The following is a 19,997-nucleotide window of genomic DNA, read 5'->3' on the forward strand; positions in this document are numbered from 1 at the left end:
ACGTCCGCACAGTCCGTACGAGCGTTCCCCTCGTGCGGATGCCCCGCGGGCGTTCCGTCCTGAGTGGAGGAAATGCATGTCCTACATCAAGAGCCCGCTGTCCGACGCCGACCTCAAGGTGGTCGGCGACGCTCTGCAGGGCGCGCTGGTGGATCTCGTGGACCTTTCGCTGGTGGCCAAGCAGGTGCACTGGAACGTGGTCGGGCCCCGGTTCCGGTCCGTCCACCTCCAGCTCGACGAGGTCGTCGACACCGCGCGGCTGCATTCGGACACGGTGGCCGAACGGGCCTCCGCCGTCGGGGTCAGCCCGGACGGACGGTCCGCGACGGTCGCGAAGTCGAGCGCGATCGACACCGTGCCGGACGGCTGGATCAAGGACACCGAGGCCGTGAAGGTCCTCGTGGACGCGCTGGGTGTGGTCATCGGCCGGATGCGCGAGCGCATCGAGGCGACCGCCGACCCGGACCCGATCAGCCAGGACATCCTCATCGGTCTCACGGCCGACCTCGAGAAGCACGCCTGGATGTTCCAGGCGGAGACGGTCTGAACCGTTGGACGCGTCCGTGCGCCGCCGCGCGGAGGTGCGCCGGCCGAGGGCGAGGTCGTACGGGATGAAGCGCCCGGGACGCGGAGCGCCCCGGGCCTGCACCCGGTGCGCCCTCCCCGCCGCTCGCCCGGCGGTCTAGCGTCGGCCCGAGGAGGCGGCCCATGACGGTGGCGGTGCGTTGGGTGCCCGCGCTGGTGGTTGCGGCGCTGTGGTGGTGGGCCGTGCTGCGCATGGTGCTGGTGCCCGGCCAGACGGGGTTCGTCGAGGGCGCGATGGTCGCGGGCGGCTGGGGGCTGAGCCTGCTGCCGGTGCACGTGGCCTCCGTGTCCGGCCGGTCTCCGCGGTCTACCAGGGCATCGAGACGCCGCCGTTCGGACGCAGGATCTGGCCCGTCGTGAACGCCGAGGCGTCCGCGGCCAGATAGAGCACGGCGTGGGCGATGTCCTCGGGTTCGCCGAGCCGGCCGAGCGGCGAGAGCCGCCGCATCGTCGACTCCATCTGCTCCTGCTGCTCCGCGGCGTGCCGGCTGGTCATCGGGGTGCGCACCCAGCCCGGGGCCACGGCGTTGACGCGGATCCCGTGCGGGCCCAGCTCGGAGGCGAGCGTCTTGGTGAGCTGGACGACCGCGGCCTTGGACGCGCTGTAGCAGAACAGGCCCGGCCGTGCGGAGTCCACGGCGCCCGAGGCCATGGTGACGATGGAGCCGCGGACGCCGTGGTCGATCATCGCGCGGGCCCCCTCCTGGCAGACGTGGAGTACGCCCCTGAAGTTGACGGCGAGCACCCGGTCGAGGTCGGCGTCCTCGGTGTCCAGGACCGAGCTGGTGTGCATGATCCCGGCGATCGCGGCCAGGACGTCGACCGGCCCGGCGGCCGTCAGTGCCGCCCTGACCCGGGCGCGGTCCGCGACGTCGAGCGGGTGGAGCCGGGCGGTGCCGCCCGCCTTGGTGATCAGCGCCCTGGTCTCGTCCAGGCCCGCCTCGTCCAGGTCCGCGCAGTGCACCGTGGCACCGGCCTCCGCGAGGAGCAGAGCGCTGGCGCGCCCTATCCCGTTGGCGGCGCCGGTGACGAAGGCGGTGCGGTCGGTGAGGTCGTACGCCGTGAGGGGCATGCCGGGACGGTACGGCCGGATCTGACGGGGCGTCAAGAAGCGCGCGAGAGGCTGTGGTGGCTTCAAAGGGCGGGCGCGGGCTGGCACTTGGGGCACCAGTAGGTGGGGCGCTCGCGGCCCGCCGGATCGCGCTGGGCCGCGGTGCGGATGGGCGTCCGGCAGCGGGGGCAGGGGCGGCCGGCCCGGCCGTAGATGTACGCCTGGCGGACCGGACGGTCCTTGTTCGCTTCCAGGAGCTGCTTCGCGGTGGTCACGAGGCGCTCGGGGGAGGGGAGTTCGCCGATCGGCAGCCAGGGCACCACCCGCAGGGCGAAGCAGATCTCCGACTTGAAGACATTGCCGACCCCGGCGAGGTTGCGCTGGTCGAGCAGGGCGTCGCCGATGGTGCGGTCGGGGTCCTGGAGGAGGTTGCGCAGGGCACAGTCCGCGTCCCAGTCCGGGCCGAGGAGGTCCGGGCCCAGATGCCCGACCGCCTTCGACTCGTCCTGGGTGCGCAGCAGTTCCAGTACCGGCAGCCGGTAGCCGACGGCTGTGTGCTCCGGGTTGCCGAGGATCGCCCGGATCTGGTGGGCGGGGCCTCCGCCCCAGCGCTCGCCGGGCCGGTAGATCCGCCAGGACCCGTCCATGCGCAGATGGGAGTGGAGGGTGAGGCCGCCCTCGATCCGGGTCAGCAGATGCTTGCCGCGCGGGGTCACGTCGAGGACGGCCCGCCCGGTGAGGTCCGCCGTGGCGAACCGCGGCACCCGCAGATCGGACCGGGTCAGCACCTGCCCGGCCAGCGCCGTGTGCAGTCGGCGCGCGGCCTGGTAGACGGTGTCGCCTTCGGGCATGGGTCCATTCTGCCGGGGGTGGCCGGGGAATGCCGCCGGGCGGGGCCGGCCTGCGAGCGGGGCCGCCGCAGGGCGCCCTTGCCCGGGGCGGGTCAGGGTCTCAGGCGCAGCCCCCTCGGGGTCGGGACGAAGCCCGCGGTCTCCAGGGTCCGGGCGAGGGGCGACGTCAGGGCGGGGTCGCCGTTGGCCCGCTCCACGGTGATCGTGCCGAGCCGGCCCGCCCGCGCCGCACCCGCGAGGGCCCCGGAGGCAGCGGTCAGGGCCGCATCGTCCGGCTCGGTCGCCCAGCAGAGCAGGGACTTGCCGCCGCGCTCCAGATACAGCACCAGCTCGCCGTCGACCAGGACCACCATGGAGCCCGCCTTGCGGCCCGGCTTGTGCCCGGCGCCGTTGGGCGGCTCGGGCCAGGGCAGCGCGGCCCCGTAGGCGTTGGCCGGGTCTGCGGCCGCGAGGACGACCGCCTGCGGGGCGGTGTGCGCGTCGGAGGACCGGTCCCGGGCGGTGGCGGCCGCCCGCAGCCGGTCCACCGCGCCGTCCATCGCGAACTGGGCCGCCCCGAGCCCCTCCACCACATAGCCCCGCCGGGCCTGCCCGCTGTCCTCGAACGCGGCCAGAATCCGGTACGTGGCCGAGAAGCCGCCCTCGACTCCCTCGGCCTGCACCGCACCCCGGGTGACCACGCCGTGCCGGTCCAGGAGGGTGCGGGCCAGGGCGTGGGCGCGGTGGGTCGGGTCGGGCTCGCGCGGTGGGAGCAGGGACCAGCGGCCCGAGACGGTCGGCGGGCCGGTGCGCGAGGCCGGGCGGGCCGCGGCGGTCAGGGTGCCGTAACGGCCGCGCGGGACGGGCCGCTTGGCGCGGTGGGCGGTGGAACCCGCGGTGCGCCCGGAGCCGAGCAGGGCCCGCAGGGGGGCCAGGGTGTCGTTGGTGAGCCGCCCGGACCACGCCAAGTCCCATACGACGTCCGCCAGTTGGGGATCGGTTGCCTCGGGGTGGGTGGTGGCGCGGACCTGATCGGCGAGCTGGCGGAAGAACAGGCCGTAGCCGGGCGCCAGCGCGGTGAGCACCGATTCGTGGAGCGCGGTCAGTTCGAGCGGATGCGGGGGCGGCAGGAGGAGCGGGGCCGCGTCGGCGAGGTAGAGGGAGACCCAGCCGTCCTTGCCGGGCAGCGCGCCCGCCCCCACCCAGACGACCTCGCCGGTCGTGGTCAGCTCGTCGAGGAGGGCTGGGCCGTAGTCGGACACCCGGGACGGCAGGATCAGCTTCTCCAGGGCCGAGGCGGGGACGGCGGCGCCCTGCAACTGCTCCACGGCACGGGCCAGCCCGTCGATACCGCGCAGGCCGCTGCTGCCGAGGTGCTGCCACTGGGGCAGGAAGGTGGCGAGGGCGGCGGGCGGCACCGGCTCCAGCTCCTGGCGCAGCGCGGCCAGGGAGCGGCGGCGCAGCCTGCGCAGGATCGTCGCGTCGCACCACTCCTGGCCGATGCCCGCCGGATGGAACTCGCCCTGGACGACCCGGCCCGAGGCCGCGAGGCGTTGCAGCGCGCCGTCGGTGACCGCGGCGCCCAGGCCGAACCGGGCCGCGGCGGTGGCCGAGGTGAACGGGCCGTGCGTACGCGCGTACCGGGACAGCAGATCGCCGAGCGGGTCCTTGACCGGTTCGGTGAACGCCTCGGGGACGCCGACCGGCAGCGCCGTACCGAGCGCGTCCCGCAGGCGCCCCGCGTCCTCGATCGCCGCCCAGTGGTCGGTGCCGGCGATGCGGACCCGGATGGCGCGGCGCGCCGCACCCAGCTCCGGGGCCCAGCCGGGCTCGGCGCCCCGGGCCGCCAACTCGGCTTCGGTGAGCGGTCCGAGGACCCGCAGCAGGTCGGCGACGCCCTCGGCGTCCTTGATGCGGCGGTCCTCGGTGAGCCACTGGAGCTCCTGCTCCAGCTCGGTCAGGACCTCGGCGTCGAGCAGCTCGCGCAGCTCGGCCTGGCCCAGGAGCTCGGCGAGCAGGCGGGAGTCGAGGGAGAGCGCGGCGGCCCGCCGTTCGGCGAGGGGGGAGTCGCCCTCGTACAGGAACTGGGCGACGTAGCCGAACAGGAGGGAGCGGGCGAACGGGGACGGCTCGGGCGTGGTGACTTCGACCAGGCGCACCCGGCGGGCTTCGAGATCTCCCATCAGTTCGGTCAGGCCGGGCACGTCGAAGACGTCCTGGAGGCATTCGCGGACCGCCTCCAGGACGATGGGGAACGAGCCGAACTCGCTTGCCACCTGCAGCAGTTGGGCCGCACGCTGACGCTGCTGCCACAGCGGGGTGCGCTTGCCCGGGTTGCGCCGGGGCAGCAGCAGGGCGCGGGCGGCGCACTCGCGGAAGCGGGAGGCGAACAGCGCGGAACTGCCCACCTGGTCGGTGACGATCTGCTCGATCTCGCCCTTGTCGAACACCGCGTCCGCGGCTCCCACGGGGGCCTGGTCGCTGTCGTACGTCGAGTCGAGGTGCGCGGGGTCCTGGTCGAGGAGGTCCAGACCCATCAGGTCGGCGTCGGGCAGCCGCAGCACGATGCCGTCGTCGGCGTGCATGACCTGGGCGTCCATCCCGTACCGCTCGGCCAGGCGGGCGCCGAGCGCGAGCGCCCAGGGGGCGTGCACCTGGGCGCCGAAGGGGGAGTGGATGACGACGCGCCAGTCGCCGAGCTCGTCCCGGAAGCGCTCGACCAGGATCGTGCGGTCGTCCGGGATGTGGCCGCAGGCGCGGCGCTGCTCGTCGAGATAGCCGATCACGTTGTCCGCGGCCCAGGCGTCGAGGCCCGCGCTCAGCAGGCGCAGCCGGGCGTCGTCGGGCGTGAGCGAGCCGACCTCGCGCAGGAACGCGCCGAGCGCGCGGCCCAGTTCGAGCGGGCGGCCCAATTGGTCGCCCTTCCAGAAGGGCAGCCGGCCGGGCACTCCGGGGGCGGGCGAGACGAGGACCCGGTCGCGGGTGATGTCCTCGATCCGCCAGGAGGTGGTGCCCAGGGTGAAGACGTCGCCCACGCGCGACTCGTACACCATCTCCTCGTCGAGCTCGCCGACCCGGCCGCCGCCCTTCTTCGGGTCGGCCCCGGCCAGGAAGACGCCGAACAGGCCCCGGTCGGGGATGGTGCCGCCCGAGGTGACCGCGAGCCGCTGGGCGCCGGGCCGCCCGGTGACCGTGCCCGCCACCCGGTCCCACACGACCCGCGGCCGCAGCTCCGCGAAGGCGTCGGAGGGGTAGCGCCCCGCCAGCATGTCCAGGACCGCGGTGAACGCCGACTCGGGAAGCGCGGCGAAGGGCGCGGCCCGGCGCACCAGCGCCATCAGGTCGTCCACCTGCCAGGTGTCGAGCGCGGTCATCGCGACCAGTTGCTGGGCCAGCACGTCCAGCGGGTTGGACGGGACGCGCAGCGACTCGATCGCCCCGGTGCGCATCCGCTCGGTGACCACCGCCGACTGGACCAGGTCGCCGCGGTACTTGGGGAAGACCACCCCGGTGGAGACGGCGCCCACCTGGTGGCCCGCTCGGCCCACCCGTTGCAGCCCGGAGGCGACGGACGGGGGCGACTCGACCTGGACCACCAGGTCCACCGCGCCCATGTCGATGCCCAGTTCAAGACTGGAGGTGGCCACCACCGCCGGGAGCCGCCCGGCCTTCAGGTCCTCCTCCACGAGCGCCCGCTGCTCCTTGGAGACCGAACCGTGGTGCGCCTTGGCGAGCAGTGGCGGGGCCCCGGTGGCCGCGCCCGAACCGCCCATCAGGTCCGCCGGGGAGTGCGCCTCGGGGAGCGGCGCGCCGGTGGCCCGCTCGTACGCGATCTCGTTGAGCCGGTTGCACAGACGCTCGGCCAGACGGCGCGAGTTGGCGAACACGATGGTCGAGCGGTGCGCCTGGACCAGGTCGACGATGCGCTCCTCGACATGCGGCCAGATCGACGGCTTCTCGGCCCCCTCCTGGGCGTCGGCCGCCGGTGAGCCCGCCAGCTCGGCCAGGTCCTCCACCGGCACGACCACGGAGAGGTCGAACTCCTTGGCGGAGGGCGGCTGGACGATCTCGACCTTGCGCTGGGGCGAGAGGTAGCGCGCTACCTCGTCGACCGGACGCACCGTCGCGGACAGGCCGATGCGGCGGGCGGGCTTCGGGAGCAGCTCGTCCAACCGCTCCAGGGAGAGCGCCAGATGGGCGCCCCGCTTGGTGCCGGCTACCGCGTGCACCTCGTCCAGGATCACCGTCTCGATGCCTTCGAGCGCCTCGCGCGCGGCAGACGTGAGCATCAGGAACAGCGACTCGGGGGTGGTGATCAGGATGTCCGGCGGCCGGGTGGTCAGGGCCCGGCGCTCGGCGGCCGGGGTGTCACCGGACCGGATGCCGACCCGGATCTCCGGCTCGGGCAGCCCGAGCCGGACCGACTCCTGGCGGATCCCGGTCAGCGGGGAGCGCAGGTTGCGCTCCACGTCGACCGCGAGGGCCTTGAGGGGAGACACGTACAGCACCCGGCAGCGCTTCCTCGCCTCCGCGGGCGGGGGCGTGGCGGCCAGCCGGTCGAGCGCGGCGAGGAAGGCGGCGAGGGTCTTGCCGGACCCGGTCGGCGCGACGACCAGGACGTCCGACCCTTCCGCGATCGCCCGCCACGCGCCTTCCTGCGCCGCGGTGGGCGCGGTGAAGGCCCCCGTGAACCAGCCGCGCGTCGCGGGGGAGAAGGTGTCCAGCGCTGTCCGTGCCATGGTCCCCATCGTGCACCCACCCACTGACAATGGCCCGGACCTGCGAGAATGAAGGCGTGGACGGGGTCGAGGAATGGGCACGGCACTGGCGGTACCCGGAGCTGCCCGGCCTGGATCTGCTCCGGGCCAGATATGTGAGCCACTCCTTCCCGCGGCACGCCCACGAAGGCTTCGTCCTCGGCGCGGTCCGCACCGGGGTCGAGGACGTGGTCCTGCCCGGCGAGACGCTCCGGGCGCGCCCCGGCACCGTCGTCATGATCAACCCCGAGGTTCCGCACGCCGCGCACGCCGGGGTCCCCGAGGGCTGGACGTACGCCACGCTCTATCCCTCCGCGCGGCTCGTCGCCGAGATCGCGGCGGAGACCACCACCCTGCGCGGCACCGCCGGATTCGCCGAGAACATCGTCGAGGACCCGGACACCGCCCGGCTCATCCGGGACGTGCACCGGGCGGCGGAGCAGGGCAACGCGCTGACCGCCGACAGCGTGCTGCGCATCGCCGTCGCCCGGCTGCTGCGCCGCCACGGCCACGCCCTGCCCGAGCGCACGGCCCGTTCGGCGGGCGCGCGTGCCGCGGTGGCCGCGCGGGCCCGGCTGGTGGAGCGGCTGGCCGAGCCGCCGTCCCTGGAACAGCTGGCGAAGGAGCTGGGCACGAGCCCGTTCGCGCTGCTGCGCGCCTTCAAGGCCGAGTACGGGCTGCCGCCGCACACCTGGCTAACGGGCGAGCGGGTACGCCGGGCCCGCCGCCTCCTGGACGCGGGAACCGCCCCGGCCGAGGCCGCCGTCGCCGTGGGCTTCACCGACCAGCCGCACCTCAACCGGCACTTCACCCGGATCGTCGGCGTCACGCCCGGTGCCTACCGCCGCGAGCGGGCGGGCGCCTGAGGGCGCGCACGCGGGGGCGCAGTGCGGTGGAGGCCGCGTCGGAACGGCGGCGTGCAAGAACGTACAAGAACGGGACGCCGCCTTCTTCTAACGTCCGGGGGGTGGCAGCAGAACAGACAGCACCCCCAGACATACGCCCCGAAGCCGAGGTGAAGCCCGACGCGGCCGTCGTGCGCGACGCCCTGGGCGTCGGCATCGCCGTCGGGCTCTCCGGGTTCGCCTTCGGCGTGACCTCGGCCGGGTCCGGACTCGGCCTCCTGCAGACCTGCGCGCTCAGCCTGCTCGTGTTCACCGGCGCCTCGCAGTTCGCCCTCGTCGGCGCGCTCGCGGCGGGCGGGAACCCGTTCACCGCGGCGGCGGGCGCCTTCTTCCTCGGCACCCGCAACGCCTTCTACGGACTGCGCCTTTCCCAACTGCTCGCCCTGCCAAGGGCGTTGCGTCCACTGGCGGCGCAATGGGTGATCGACGAGACCACCGCGGTGACCCTCGCCCAGCCGACCCGGCGGGCCGCGCGCATCGGCTTCGCCGTCACCGGTCTCAGCCTGTACGTGCTGTGGAACCTGACCACGCTCGCCGGAGCCCTGGGCGCGCGGGCCCTGGGCGACACCGACGCCTGGGGGCTGGACGCCGCGAGCCCGGCGGTCTTCCTCGCGCTCCTCGCGCCCATGCTCACGACCTCCACCGAGCGCATCACGGCCGCCCTCGCCGTCGTCCTCGTCCTGGCGCTGCTGCCGGTGCTGCCCGCCGGAGCGCCCGTCCTGGTCGCCGCGCTCGCCGCGCCCGTCGTGCTCTTCCTGAAGGGGCGGACCCCGGCGGGGCGGACCGACCCGGCCGGGTCCGGGACACACGGGTCCCAGGGCGGCATGGACCCGGAACGGCCGGGCGAGAGCGGGAACTCCGCGAAGGGAGAAGCGCGTTGAACGTCTGGATCGCCATCGCGGCCACCGCCCTCGGCTGCTACCTCGTCAAGCTCCTCGGCCTGCTGGTCCCCGCCGGAGCCCTGGAGCGACCGCTCGTCAAGCGGCTCGCCGCGCTGCTGCCGGTGGCCCTGCTCGCCGCCCTCACCGCGCAGCAGACCTTCAGCAGCGGCCACCAGGTGCTGCTCGACGCCCGGGCGGCCGGGCTCGCGGCAGCGGCCGTCGCGCTGGTGCTGCGCGCCCCGTTCCTGGTGATCGTGGGGGCGGCCGTACTCGTCACGGCGGGCGTACGCGCCCTCGGCGGCTGACCGGGGCGGGGCGGCCGGACGGGTCTGCGCCCGGCCACCCCGCCCTGCCCCGCCAGGTCACCCGATGGCGCGGCCGTGGGCCCGCAGTGTGCGCAGCGCCTCGATCGTCACCATGGGGCGGCACTCCAGGGCCGTGCCGGGCGCCCACGCGCGCCAGCGGATCGGCCAGCCGCCGTCCTCGCACTGCTCCGCCTCCAGGTGGTCGAGCGAGCGCTTCATCTCCTCGTCGGTGAACCAGCGGCGGGCCAGCGACTCGGGCACCGGCGCGTAGTCGTGCGGGAAGTGGTGCTCGCCCGGGGCGTACCCCTCGGCGACCGGATAGTCGGCGGCCCGTGCCGGGTCGAGCACCGCGAGCCCCTGCTCCCTGACCAGTCGGCCGAGCCGGTCGGCGGCCGCCTCGGCGCGGGACCGGTCGGGGGCACCGTCCAGGAAGGCGACGGCCGCCTCCACCTCGTACGGATGCGTCCGCCCCAGCGAGTCGACCGCGGCCCAGCAGAAGTCGGTGGCCCGGAACAGCCACGCGTGCCACACCTCGTTGCGGTGCAGCAGCCCGACCACCGGGCCCGTGGTCAGCAGGGCGCTGGGCGGGTCGTCGAGCACCGGGACGAACGGCGCTGCCGGATAGCCGCGCTGCGAGGGGTGCAGCGCGGGCAGCGCGCCGTCCTTGGTGGAGACGTCCGTCAGATAGCGGCACATCCGCTCCACGCGCTGCCCGCCGACCCGGCCCACCGAGTCCAGGACCCGCAGCGCGTGCGCGGTGTGCAGGGGCTGGCTGACGGGGCCGCGCAGATCGGGTTCGAGCGCGTGGCCGTAGCCGCCGTCGTCACCCTGATAGGCGGAGAGTGCCGCCTCGACGGCGTCGGCGTCCCTGCCGAGGAAGTGATAGGCGAACCGGCGCTGTTCGAGCACCCTGGCTGTCAGCCAGATGAAGTGTTCGGCGCGCGCGAGGGGTGAGTCGGGGGAGTGGGGGGATGCTCCGGAACCAGCCATGGGGGAGACGGTAGGGCTCCTGGAGCCGTGGGCAAGCCCTGCGGCCGGGGCTGCACTCTCAGGGGCGGGATACTTGAGTCATGCGGTTGACGATTTTCTGGGAGCGGATGTCCGAGCACTTCGGCGCCGGCTACGCGGACTCCTTCGCACGGGACCATGTGATGACGGAACTGGGCGGGCGCACCGTGCACGAGGCGCTCGACGCGGGCTGGGAGGCGAAGGACGTCTGGCGGGCGGTCTGCGCCGCCATGGACGTGCCCGCCGACAGGCGGTGACATCAGCCCCTCGGGGGCGCGCGTGACGGTGGCCGAAACAGGATGGGTGCGCGCCGCCGCGGGACCGCGGGACGGCCGCCTTCGGGTGAAGGCCCCTGTTGTGGGTGACGGGGGCGGCTCCCCGTCGGGCGGCCGGATCGGGTACGGCGGCCCGTTGTCGGACCCATGGGCGAGACTTGCTCCGTGGCACCGACTGATGAGATCGACACTGACGACCGCGGAGCCGGCCCGGCGGACGGCCTGCGCGGCGACCCGCCGGGCTCCGGCGAACCTCCGGCGAGCCCCCTGAGGGCAGGCGGTCCCGCCCGCATGCCCCGCTGGCTGCCCCGGGCCGCGGTGCTCGTCCTTGCCCTGTACGCCTGTTTCCAGCTGGGCAGTTGGGCCTTCCACCAGCTCATCGGCCTGCTGATCAACATCCTGATCGCGTTCTTCGTCGCCCTCGCCATGGAGCCCGCGGTCGGCCGGATGGCGGCCCGCGGCATGCGCCGGGGCCTGGCCACGTTCCTGGTCTTCCTCGCCCTGACGATCGCCACGGTCGGCTTCGTGGTGCTGCTCGGCTCGATGCTGGCGGGGCAGATCGTCGACATGGTCGAGCAGTTCCCCAAGTACCTCGACTCGGTGATCAACTGGGTCAACCACACCTTCCACACGGAGCTCTCGCGGGTCGAGGTGCGCGACAGTCTGCTCCACTCCGACTGGCTCCAGAAGTACGTCCAGAACAGCGCGACCGGCGTGCTCGACGTCTCCGCGACCGTCCTCGGCGGCCTGTTCCGCCTGCTGACGATCTTCTTGTTCTCGTTCTACTTCGCCGCCGACGGGCCGCGGCTGCGCCGGGCGATCTGCTCCGTGCTGCCCCCGGTCCGGCAGGCGGAGGTGCTGCGGGCCTGGGAGATCGCGGTCGACAAGACCGGCGGCTACCTCTACTCGCGCGGCCTCATGGCGCTCATCTCCGGCATCGCGCACTACGTACTGCTGGTGATCCTGGGCGTTCCGTACGCTCCGGCGCTGGCGGTCTGGGTGGGCCTGGTCTCCCAGTTCATCCCCACCATCGGCACCTACCTGGCGGGGGCGCTGCCCACGCTGATCGCCTTCACCGTGGACCCCTGGTACGCGGTGTGGGTGCTCGGGTTCGTCGTGGTCTACCAGCAGTTCGAGAACTACATGCTGCAACCCAAGCTCACGGCGAAGACGGTGGACATCCATCCGGCGGTCGCCTTCGGCTCGGTGATCGCGGGCACGGCCCTCATGGGCGCGGTCGGCGCCCTCATCGCGATCCCGGCGGTCGCCACGCTGCAGGCGTTCCTCGGCGCCTATGTGAAGCGGTACGACGTGAGCGACGACCCCCGGGTCCACGGCAGGCACCAGCCGCGCGCCTCGGCCCCCGCGGACGCCGCCTGAACCGACTCCCCGAGCCGCCTCAGGAGGCGGCCCGCCGGGTCCGCGCGTAGTGGCGGCGCGCGCGGTCGCGGTTGCCGCAGTCGCCCGAGCTGCACCAGCGCCGGGTGCCGCCGCGCGTGCGGTCCAGGAAGAACCAGCCGCAGCCGGGGCCCGCGCAACGCCGCACCCGCGACAGCTCGGGGCCGCTCAGCAGTTCCTCCGCCCGCAGTGCGAGCGCGTGCCGCAGATCCGCTGCCCGCTCGGCGCGCGGCTCCCAGCGCAGCGGAAGCGAGGGCGGCAGATCGGCCGCCTCACGGGCGCGCAGCAGCGTCTGACGCAATGCCGCCCAGGCGGCCCCGGGAGGCTCCTGGCCCTGCGTGAGAGCGTCCAGCAGCGCACCCAGACAGTCGCGCAGCGCCCGCAGCGCGGCCAGTTCGCGCGCGGTCGCGCCTTCGCCGGCCGTGTCGGCCGCGGCACGCAACCGCGCCGTCGCGTCGGCGCCGAATAGTCCGGCCCTCGCAGCCCAGTCGAGCCAGCCCGCGAAGCCCTCCGTGACCCGCTCGGCCCGGCGGGTCTCGTCCAAGCGCCACGCCTCGGTGTTGACGAAGTCGAGGACGGGATGGCCGCCGACGAACGAGGGCCCGACCGGGTCCTGCTCCCTGCCCTGGCCCCTCCGGTCCGCCGGGCCCGGGTCCGGGGGGCTGGTCTTCGTGTAGCTCACCGTTCCATCCTAAGCGGCCGACAGAAAAACTAACGAGCAAAAGCTCTTTAACTTGTTAGAGTCGAGTTATGGACAGTGAACTGCCGGAGCGGGGCGGCGGTACGCCGCGCGAGCGCTTCCACGCCGGACTGAGGGCGGGAGCCGGGCTGGCGACAGCGTCGTTCCTGCTGGCCATCAGCTTCGGTGCGATCAGCCAGGCGCAGGGCTGGGGGCCGGTCGCCCCCATCGTCTGCTCGCTGATCGTCTTCTCCGGCTCGGCGCAGTTCGCGCTGGCCGCGACGCTCGGAGCGGGCGGCGGAGTGATCGCGGCCGTGACCGCCGCGGCGCTGGTCAACGTCAGATTCGTTCCTATGGGCATAGCCGTCGCCAGGGATCTGCGCGGCGGCCGGCTGCGCCGCGCCCTGGAGGGGCAGGCCGTGGTCGACGGCTCGTGGGCCGCCGCGCACCTGGGCGGCGGACGGTTCGACCGCCCCTTCCTCTTCGGCGCGACCGCCGCACAGTGGCCCGCCTGGGTGGCGGGCACCGCCCTGGGCGTCGCGGTGGCACCCGACCCCGCGCTGCTGCGCACCCTTGGCCTCGACGTGCTCACGCCAGGGCTGTTCGTGGTCCTGCTGCTCGACGAGGTGCGCCGAAACCGCGCGGGCCGACTGCCCGCGGTCCTGGGCGCGGTGATCGCGGGGGTGCTGCTCCTCGTGCTGCCGAGCGGCCCGGCCCTGATCGGGGCCGCGGCGGCCGCCCTCCTCGCGCAGGTCCGCCGCCCGGCAGCGACACCGACCGGTTCGGACCCGGCGGAACGGGCAGACACGAAGGAGGCCTCGCGATGATGCTCTGGACGGCGATCGGCGCCGTGGCGGTGCTCAGTTTCGTCCTGAAGGGCGTCGGCCCGGCGCTGCTCGGCGGCCGCGAACTCCCGTTCCGTACGCGCTCGGTGATCGCCCTCCTGGCCCCCGCCCTGCTCGCCGGGTTCGTCGTCGTGGAGGTTGCGGGGCCGCGCTGGGCAGCCGTCGACGGCACGGCCCTGGCGGGTCTCGCCGCCGCCGTCGCCCTGCGCCTCGCCCGCGCGCCCCTGCCGGTCGCCCTGCTGGGCGCGGTGGCCGTCGCCGCCCTGCTGAGGTTCACCCTGGGGTGAGACGTGCGGGGTCGGGACGCTGGACGGGCTGCCTGCCGCGAAAGGGGTGGCCCGGCTTCGGCGCGCTCAGTGGAAGCAGAGGCAGAAGGGGTGGCCCGCCGGGTCCGCGTAGACCCGCCAGTTGGCCTCCGGGCGGAGCTGGTCCGTCCGCTCCAGCACGGTCGCGCCGAGGGCGAGCGCCCGCTTCTCCTCCCCGTCGAGGTCGTCCACGTCGAAGTCCAGGTGGAGCTGTTGCGGGTGCTGCTGGCCGGGCCACTCGGGCGGCCGGTAGCCGTCCACCCGCTGACAGGCCAGCGGCGCTCCCTCGAACCCGTGCACCTCGACCCAGCCGTCGTCGTCCTGGTCCGCCACCACCCGGCCGCCCAGCAGCTCCGCGTAGAACTCCGCGAGCCGTACCGGGTCGGCGCAGTCCAGCGCGACCGCCTGCAGCTTTCGGATCATGACGTACTCCTCGCTCTCCGGCCGCTTCCGCGACGTCCCCGTTACGGGAGGGGTCGTACCCGTCGCAAGGTCGGCCATGCGCGGCGCCGGGCCGTTCGCCGTGGGGTGCGTGGCGGGGCTCGATCGAGGCGGAGCGGCAAGAAGGTGGGCCGGAACTGGCGGCGGGCCGGAACGGGGCGCTCCGGCCCGCGTGGTGCGCTTGACACCAAAATCGAACATCCATTCTCATGGGGTTCCGGCCCTGTGTTTGCACGGGTTCCACCGCGATTCCGGTGGAGTTATCCACAGGCTGGAAGGACGTCGGGGCCCATTGTCAGTGGCAGGGGTTAGCGTCTTTGACGTGAAGCGATCGACTCAAGCAAATCGGGTGGAACCCATGGCAGGAACTGACCGCGAGAAGGCGCTCGACGCCGCGCTCGCACAGATTGAACGGCAATTCGGGAAGGGCGCGGTGATGCGCCTGGGCGAGCGGCCGAATGAGCCCATCGAGGTCATCCCCACCGGGTCGACCGCGCTCGACGTGGCGCTCGGCGTCGGCGGTCTGCCGCGCGGCCGCGTGGTGGAGGTGTACGGCCCGGAGTCCTCCGGCAAGACGACCCTGACGCTGCACGCCGTGGCCAACGCCCAGAAGGCCGGCGGCGCGGTGGCGTTCGTGGACGCGGAGCACGCCCTTGACCCCGAGTACGCGAAGAAGCTCGGCGTCGACATCGACAACCTGATCCTGTCGCAGCCGGACAACGGCGAGCAGGCGCTGGAGATCGTCGACATGCTGGTCCGCTCCGGCGCGCTCGACCTGATCGTCATCGACTCCGTGGCGGCCCTGGTGCCGCGCGCGGAAATCGAGGGCGAGATGGGCGACTCGCACGTGGGCCTCCAGGCCCGTCTGATGAGCCAGGCGCTCCGGAAGATCACCAGCGCGCTCAACCAGTCCAAGACCACCGCGATCTTCATCAACCAGCTCCGCGAGAAGATCGGCGTGATGTTCGGCTCCCCGGAGACCACGACCGGTGGCCGGGCGCTGAAGTTCTACGCCTCGGTACGTCTCGACATCCGCCGCATCGAGACGCTCAAGGACGGCACGGACGCGGTGGGCAACCGCACCCGCGTCAAGGTCGTCAAGAACAAGGTCGCGCCGCCCTTCAAGCAGGCCGAGTTCGACATCCTGTACGGCCAGGGCATCAGCCGCGAGGGCGGCCTGATCGACATGGGCGTCGAGCACGGCTTCGTCCGCAAGGCGGGTGCCTGGTACACGTACGAGGGCGACCAGCTCGGCCAGGGCAAGGAGAACGCCCGTAACTTCCTGAAGGACAACCCCGATCTCGCCAACGAGATCGAGAAGAAGATCAAGGAGAAGCTGGGCGTCGGTGTCCGGCCGGAGGAGCCGACGGCCGAGCCCGGCAAGGACGCCTCCGGCGAGAGCGCCCCCGCGGCGGACGCGGCCGCGGTGCCGGCCCCGGCCACCAAGGCCAAGACGGCCAAGGCCGCCGCTGCCAAGAGCTAGCGGTGACGCGCAGGACCGAATGGGCCGACCCCGAGGAGCCGGGTCCGAGGAGGACCCGCTCCCGACGGGGCGGCCCGGATGGAACGGGCGACGGCACCGACTCGTCGAGGGCCGAGAAGGAGCCGCCGCCGCAGGACCCGGCTGAGCGGGCGCGGGCCATCTGCCTGCGCCTGCTCACCGGGACCCCCCGGACACGCAAACAGCTCGCCGACGCCCTGAAGAAGCGGGAGATTCCCGATGACGTCTCCGACGAGGTCCTCTCCCGCTTCGAGGAAGTCGGACTGATCAACGACGCGGCGTTCGCCGACGCCTGGGTGGAGTCCCGCCACCACGGGCGTGGCCTCGCCCGTCGCGCACTGGCACGCGAGCTGCGCACCAAGGGTGTGGACTCCTCGGTCATCGACGAGGCCGTCGCCCAGCTCGACTCCGACCGGGAGGAGGACACGGCACGCGAACTGGTGGCGCGCAAACTCCGCTCCACCCGGGGCCTCGACCGCGACCGCCGGATCCGCCGCCTCGCCGGGATGCTGGCCCGCAAGGGGTATCCGGAGGGCATGGCCCTGAGAGTGGTCCGCCAGGCCCTGGAGCAGGAGGGCGAGAACGCGGACGACCTGTACGAGATGTGAGGCGTGCGCCGCTTGAGCCGATGGGCGAGGGGCGCAGGGTGGGGCACGTCATGCGTTGCGCGCCTCGTGATCCGCGTGGCGTGAGGTGGAGTCCGCGCGGTGTCGCCTGCGAGTGGCATGGGGCGGGGCTGGCGCGGTGTTGCCTGCGAGGTGTGATCCGTGAGGTGTGACGGGTGAGGCATGGTCCGGGGATGTGGTGACTCGCGAGGGTGGCGTGTGGCCTTCGGCCTGGACGCGCACGCCCCTGGCCGGTCGACCAGGGGCGCCGCTGCGCCCGGGCTGGTCAGTCGGCCGGAGCGGTGGCTGGAGCCGTGGCTGGAGCAGTGATCGGTAGACCGGCCGCGCGCCACGCCTGATAGCCGCCGATCAGGTCGGTCACCCGGTGCAGCCCCAACTGCCGTAGCGACACTGCCGCGAGGGACGAGGCGTACCCTTCGTTGCAGATCACCACCACCCGCAGATCGTGGCCGGTCGCCTCGACGGCGCGGTGGCTGCCCTGAGGATCGAGTCGCCATTCCAGTTCGTTGCGCTCCACCACCAGGGCTCCGGGGATCAGGCCGTCCCGGTCGCGCAGCGCCGCATACCGGATGTCCACCAGAAGGGCACCGGCGGCTGCTTCCGCGAAGGCCTCCTCGGCGGTCACCCGGTCGAGGTCGGCCCTGACCCGGTCGAGCAGGACGTCGATGCCCACCGGTTGTGTACGTTCCGCGCTCACTGCCAGTCCTCCGGACGCTCGACCTGCTCGATGCGGAGCACCGCGCCCGTACGGCTGTAACGCCGGATGAGCGGGAGCGGCGGATAGTAGGCGTGCACGGAGATCGCATGCTGGGTGCCCGATTCGTTCCGCACCTCGTGCACATGATGCGGCCCGAACGCCCGCCCCTTCCCGGCGCCCAACTCCCTTGAACGGTCCAGCCCTTCGGCCAGTTCCAGGGTCTTCCAGCCCTCGGTGGGCAGCCGGGCCGCCAGCGAGTCCTCGCGCAGCGCGCCGGACGCGGTGGCGAACGCGCCGTGGGAGCCGCCGTGGTCGTGCCATCCCGTACCGGTCCCCGGCGGCCAGCCGATCAGCCAGGCTTCGCTGCCGCCCGGCCCGTCGAGGCGAATCCAGGTGCGGCCCTCCACGTCGAGGGGCAAGGAGGCGACCAGCGCGGAGTCCGCAGCGGTACGTCGAACGAAGTCGAGCAGTTCTGTTTCGGTCGGAGCGGAGGCGGAGGCGGAGGCGGAGTCGGAGGCGGAGGCGGAGTCGGAGTCGGGGCCAGGGGCGGGGGTGGCAGGGGTACTTACGGAGAGCGACACGGCAGACCGTCCTGAGGAGTTCGCGAATGCGCGCGTACGGCCGTCGGCGACACAAGGGCGCGGCGGCACGGCGCGAAGGAAGAAGGCGAATCAGCAGGACGGACGACACACGCAGCCCGCATAGCGGACGAGGTCCATATGGACCCTCCGCCACAGGCGCACATCGGTGTCGGTCACGTTCCGGAGTAGACCATGAGCGGAGGTGTCGGTCAATCGGTGTTCAGATGGCGGATATCGGAGGTGAGTAGGGGCGGCTGGGTGTGGGGTGGCTGTTGGTCGTCTGCCAGTCGTTGATTGTCAGCCGTCAGCCGTCAGCCGTCAGCCGTCAGCCGTCAGCCGTCAGCCGTCAGCCGTCAGCCGTCAGGCGACCCATGACCCATCACCGCTGGCTGATGACAGATGACAGATGACAGATGGCAGAGGACAGACGCCAGATTTCAATTAGCCGCCGTCAGATGACAGGCACCAATCACCGGCTGACAGATACCAACCAGGCCAATTCGTGCATCAACTGACCACTAACAGAAGTCAGTTGACGTCCGCCGTCCGTCCCTCCGCCTCCGCGACATCTGCTGCCGCGCCAGCACTCGCGCCAGGATCCTCAACACCCCCACCAGCATCGCCCCTCCCCGCTTCACCCCGTACCGCATCGGCTGCAGCGTGCAGTTGTGCGGGCTGTACGCCGTTGAACGCTGCGACCAAATGCCCGTCGGGGCGTACGAGTAGGACGGTGTGGGCGGGGGCGCCGGGGTAGTCCTCGGCCACCAGGAGTTCGGCGTCCAAGGGCAGTGCCGACACCGCGGCGGTCAAGCGGGGCATGATGCCGGCCGTGAGCCAGTGGCGGCGGTCCCACACGCCGGTGCCCGGCGCGACCAGGACGACCAGGAGTCTGCCCTTGCCGAGCCGGTCCCGCAGGGTCACGGCCGAGCCGTCGGGGGCCGTGACGCCCACGTCGGCGACGGGTGCGCCCGGTTGCGTGCCCACCGGGATATGGGACTCGGCGTAGGGGGGCATGAGGGGGGAGTGCGGGTAGGCGGGGGGCGCGCCGAGCGGCCCGCGCCCCAGGTGGCCGTCGGTCACGAGCGCGTCGTGGCCGCGTGCGGCGCCCGGAATCCAGCCGCGCGGCCCGGCGCCGCCGCGCAGGATCGGCAGGGACTGGTCGGCCGCGCGCAGCCGGGCCGCGACCGCCGCCCGGCGTTCCGTCTGGTAGCTGTCCAGGAGCACCTCCGAGGCGCCGTGGTGCCAGGCCTGGGCCAGCTTCCAGGCGAGGTTCTGCGCGTCTCGCAGGCCCTCGTCCAGGGCCTGCGTACCGAGCGCGCCGAGGAGGTGCGCGGCGTCCCCGGCCAGGAAGGCGCGGCGGACCCGCCAGCGCCGAGCCAGACGGTGGTGCACGGTGTGGACGCCGGTGTCGAGGAGCTCGTACGGCGGTGTCGACCCGCACCAGCCCGCCAGCGTGTCCCGGACGCGGCCCACCAGGGCGTCGGGCGTGACCAGTTCGGCGCGGGGCGGGAGCAGCCAGTCCAGTCGCCAGACGCCGTCATGGAGCGGGCGGGCCGTCACCTCGTCGCCGCTGGCGCGCCACGGAGGCAGCCGGTGGAGCAACGCCTCGCCGGGCCAGGGGAGTTCGGTGCGCAGTGTCACGACGGCCTGGCGTTCCACCGCCGTGCGACCGGCGAAGCGGATGTCGAGCAGTTTGCGGACGGTGGAGCGGGCGCCGTCGCAGCCGATGACGTAGCTGCCGCGCCACCAGGTGCCGCCGGGGCCCGAGGTGTGGACCGAGACCCCTGCGGCGTCCTGTTCCAATGTGTCGACGCGGCTCTGCGTGACCACGCGTACGAGACCGGACGCGGCGAGGGTGTCGCGCAGCCCGCGCGTCAAGGCGTGCTGTGGCAGGTGGACCGGCGACGGGTCCGCGTCCGGGGCCTCGCCGAACGCGACGTGGCGCACCAGCCGACCGCGCCGCATGGACCGCCAGGCGACCCAGCGGGTGCCCGCGTCGCGCACCGTGGTGCCGCCGAGGCCCGCCACGAAGGAGGCGGTGTCCGGGCGCAGTACGACGGTGCGGACGGGGCGGGCTTCGTCGTCGCCCGGGCCTTCGTCGAGGACCACGGACGGCACACCCTGGGCGGCGAGGGAGAGTGCCAGCGCGAGTCCGACCGGACCCGCGCCGACGACGATCACCGGGTCCACGGCGTGGCTCCCGACGCGGGTCGGGACGGCTTGCAGGTGGCGCGGGGAACCCGGTGCACGATCACAGAACGTATGCAACCCACTGCGCGTGCTTGCGTCAAGTGACGGAGGCAGCGACGCGAACGTCACTGCCTCAT

Annotated in this window: 20 protein-coding genes and 1 pseudogene; 11 read left to right on the top strand and 10 right to left on the bottom strand. The window is 73.3% G+C overall.

Going from position 1 to position 19,997, the window contains the following annotated elements:
* The first annotated feature begins 76 nt into the window (after positions 1-76).
* Positions 77-547, top strand: coding sequence for a Dps family protein (locus AC07F3_RS30575; RefSeq protein ID WP_479117659.1), 471 nt, complete (start codon positions 77-79; stop codon positions 545-547).
* 167 nt (positions 548-714) lie between these two features.
* A complete protein-coding gene (locus tag AC07F3_RS30580; RefSeq protein WP_479117840.1) occupies positions 715-945 on the top strand; it encodes a hypothetical protein in 231 nt (76 codons plus the stop codon).
* Here the strand turns inward: AC07F3_RS30580 and AC07F3_RS30585 are convergent.
* The 3 genes from AC07F3_RS30585 to AC07F3_RS30595 form a co-directional block, all read right to left on the bottom strand.
* Positions 893-1,657, bottom strand: coding sequence for an SDR family NAD(P)-dependent oxidoreductase (locus tag AC07F3_RS30585; protein ID WP_479117660.1), 765 nt, complete (start codon positions 1,655-1,657; stop codon positions 893-895). The genes AC07F3_RS30580 and AC07F3_RS30585 overlap by 53 nt on opposite strands.
* Before the next feature lie 62 nt (positions 1,658-1,719).
* Positions 1,720-2,487 carry an Fpg/Nei family DNA glycosylase gene (locus tag AC07F3_RS30590; protein WP_479117661.1) on the bottom strand — a complete coding sequence of 256 codons (768 nt, stop codon included), beginning with the start codon at positions 2,485-2,487 and terminating at the stop codon, positions 1,720-1,722.
* A 92-nt stretch (positions 2,488-2,579) separates the two neighbouring features.
* Positions 2,580-7,205, bottom strand: a complete 4,626-nt coding sequence (locus AC07F3_RS30595) for an ATP-dependent helicase (RefSeq protein WP_479117662.1) — start codon at positions 7,203-7,205, stop codon at positions 2,580-2,582.
* A gap of 29 nt (positions 7,206-7,234) precedes the next feature.
* Between AC07F3_RS30595 and AC07F3_RS30600 the strand changes: the two genes are divergently transcribed.
* The 3 genes from AC07F3_RS30600 to AC07F3_RS30610 all read left to right on the top strand — a co-directional run bounded on the left by AC07F3_RS30600 (position 7,235) and on the right by AC07F3_RS30610 (position 9,314).
* Positions 7,235-8,089 (top strand): AraC family transcriptional regulator, encoded by an 855-nt coding sequence (locus tag AC07F3_RS30600; RefSeq protein WP_479117663.1) that lies wholly within the window; start codon positions 7,235-7,237, stop codon positions 8,087-8,089.
* Positions 8,090-8,190: 101 nt separating this feature from the next.
* A complete protein-coding gene (locus AC07F3_RS30605) occupies positions 8,191-9,009 on the top strand; it encodes an AzlC family ABC transporter permease (protein ID WP_479117664.1) in 819 nt (272 codons plus the stop codon).
* On the top strand, positions 9,006-9,314 hold the full coding sequence (locus AC07F3_RS30610; protein WP_114040967.1) for an AzlD domain-containing protein: 309 nt from the start codon (positions 9,006-9,008) through the stop codon (positions 9,312-9,314). The genes AC07F3_RS30605 and AC07F3_RS30610 overlap by 4 nt, the downstream gene beginning before the upstream one ends.
* A 57-nt stretch (positions 9,315-9,371) precedes the next feature.
* Here the strand turns inward: AC07F3_RS30610 and AC07F3_RS30615 are convergent, their stop codons facing one another.
* A complete protein-coding gene (locus AC07F3_RS30615) occupies positions 9,372-10,304 on the bottom strand; it encodes a hypothetical protein (RefSeq protein WP_479117665.1) in 933 nt (310 codons plus the stop codon).
* A gap of 80 nt (positions 10,305-10,384) precedes the next feature.
* Between AC07F3_RS30615 and AC07F3_RS30620 the strand changes: the two genes are divergently transcribed.
* Complete coding sequence (locus AC07F3_RS30620) at positions 10,385-10,579, top strand: DUF3046 domain-containing protein (protein WP_479117666.1); 195 nt, start codon at positions 10,385-10,387, stop codon at positions 10,577-10,579.
* A 309-nt stretch (positions 10,580-10,888) separates the two neighbouring features.
* Positions 10,889-11,977 carry an AI-2E family transporter gene (locus AC07F3_RS30625; protein WP_479117841.1) on the top strand — a complete coding sequence of 363 codons (1,089 nt, stop codon included), beginning with the start codon at positions 10,889-10,891 and terminating at the stop codon, positions 11,975-11,977.
* Positions 11,978-11,996: 19 nt separating this feature from the next.
* Here AC07F3_RS30625 and AC07F3_RS30630 read toward each other — a convergent pair whose 3' ends face one another.
* Complete coding sequence (locus AC07F3_RS30630; RefSeq protein WP_479117667.1) at positions 11,997-12,677, bottom strand: CGNR zinc finger domain-containing protein; 681 nt, start codon at positions 12,675-12,677, stop codon at positions 11,997-11,999.
* A gap of 68 nt (positions 12,678-12,745) precedes the next feature.
* Here AC07F3_RS30630 and AC07F3_RS30635 point away from each other — a divergent pair, with 68 nt between their 5' ends.
* Positions 12,746-13,501 (top strand): AzlC family ABC transporter permease, encoded by a 756-nt coding sequence (locus AC07F3_RS30635; protein ID WP_479117668.1) that lies wholly within the window; start codon positions 12,746-12,748, stop codon positions 13,499-13,501.
* Positions 13,498-13,806 (top strand): hypothetical protein, encoded by a 309-nt coding sequence (locus AC07F3_RS30640; protein ID WP_479117669.1) that lies wholly within the window; start codon positions 13,498-13,500, stop codon positions 13,804-13,806. The genes AC07F3_RS30635 and AC07F3_RS30640 overlap by 4 nt, the downstream gene beginning before the upstream one ends.
* Positions 13,807-13,872: 66 nt before the next feature.
* Here the strand turns inward: AC07F3_RS30640 and AC07F3_RS30645 are convergent, their stop codons facing one another.
* Entirely contained in the window at positions 13,873-14,247 is a 375-nt protein-coding gene (locus tag AC07F3_RS30645; RefSeq protein ID WP_479117670.1) for a VOC family protein, read from the bottom strand.
* 376 nt (positions 14,248-14,623) lie between these two features.
* Here AC07F3_RS30645 and recA point away from each other — a divergent pair, with 376 nt between their 5' ends.
* Positions 14,624-15,748: a recombinase RecA gene (gene recA, locus AC07F3_RS30650; protein WP_479117671.1), complete on the top strand. Its 1,125-nt coding sequence runs from the start codon at positions 14,624-14,626 to the stop codon at positions 15,746-15,748.
* Positions 15,682-16,374 (top strand): annotated as a pseudogene (gene recX, locus AC07F3_RS30655) (recombination regulator RecX); the annotation flags it as partial. The gene recA and the pseudogene recX, both read left to right, overlap by 67 nt.
* 283 nt (positions 16,375-16,657) lie before the next feature.
* Here the strand turns inward: recX and AC07F3_RS30660 are convergent.
* The 4 genes from AC07F3_RS30660 to AC07F3_RS30675 form a co-directional block, all read right to left on the bottom strand.
* Positions 16,658-17,089, bottom strand: coding sequence for a rhodanese-like domain-containing protein (locus AC07F3_RS30660; protein WP_479117672.1), 432 nt, complete (start codon positions 17,087-17,089; stop codon positions 16,658-16,660).
* Complete coding sequence (locus AC07F3_RS30665) at positions 17,086-17,670, bottom strand: cupin domain-containing protein (RefSeq protein ID WP_479117673.1); 585 nt, start codon at positions 17,668-17,670, stop codon at positions 17,086-17,088. The genes AC07F3_RS30660 and AC07F3_RS30665 overlap by 4 nt, the downstream gene beginning before the upstream one ends.
* A gap of 90 nt (positions 17,671-17,760) precedes the next feature.
* Positions 17,761-17,847 (bottom strand): putative leader peptide, encoded by an 87-nt coding sequence (locus AC07F3_RS30670; RefSeq protein ID WP_311605579.1) that lies wholly within the window; start codon positions 17,845-17,847, stop codon positions 17,761-17,763.
* A gap of 351 nt (positions 17,848-18,198) precedes the next feature.
* A complete protein-coding gene (locus tag AC07F3_RS30675) occupies positions 18,199-19,860 on the bottom strand; it encodes an FAD-dependent monooxygenase (RefSeq protein ID WP_479117674.1) in 1,662 nt (553 codons plus the stop codon).
* Positions 19,861-19,997: the final 137 nt, after the last annotated feature.

The organism is Streptomyces sp. NPDC045846, assembly GCF_056431605.1.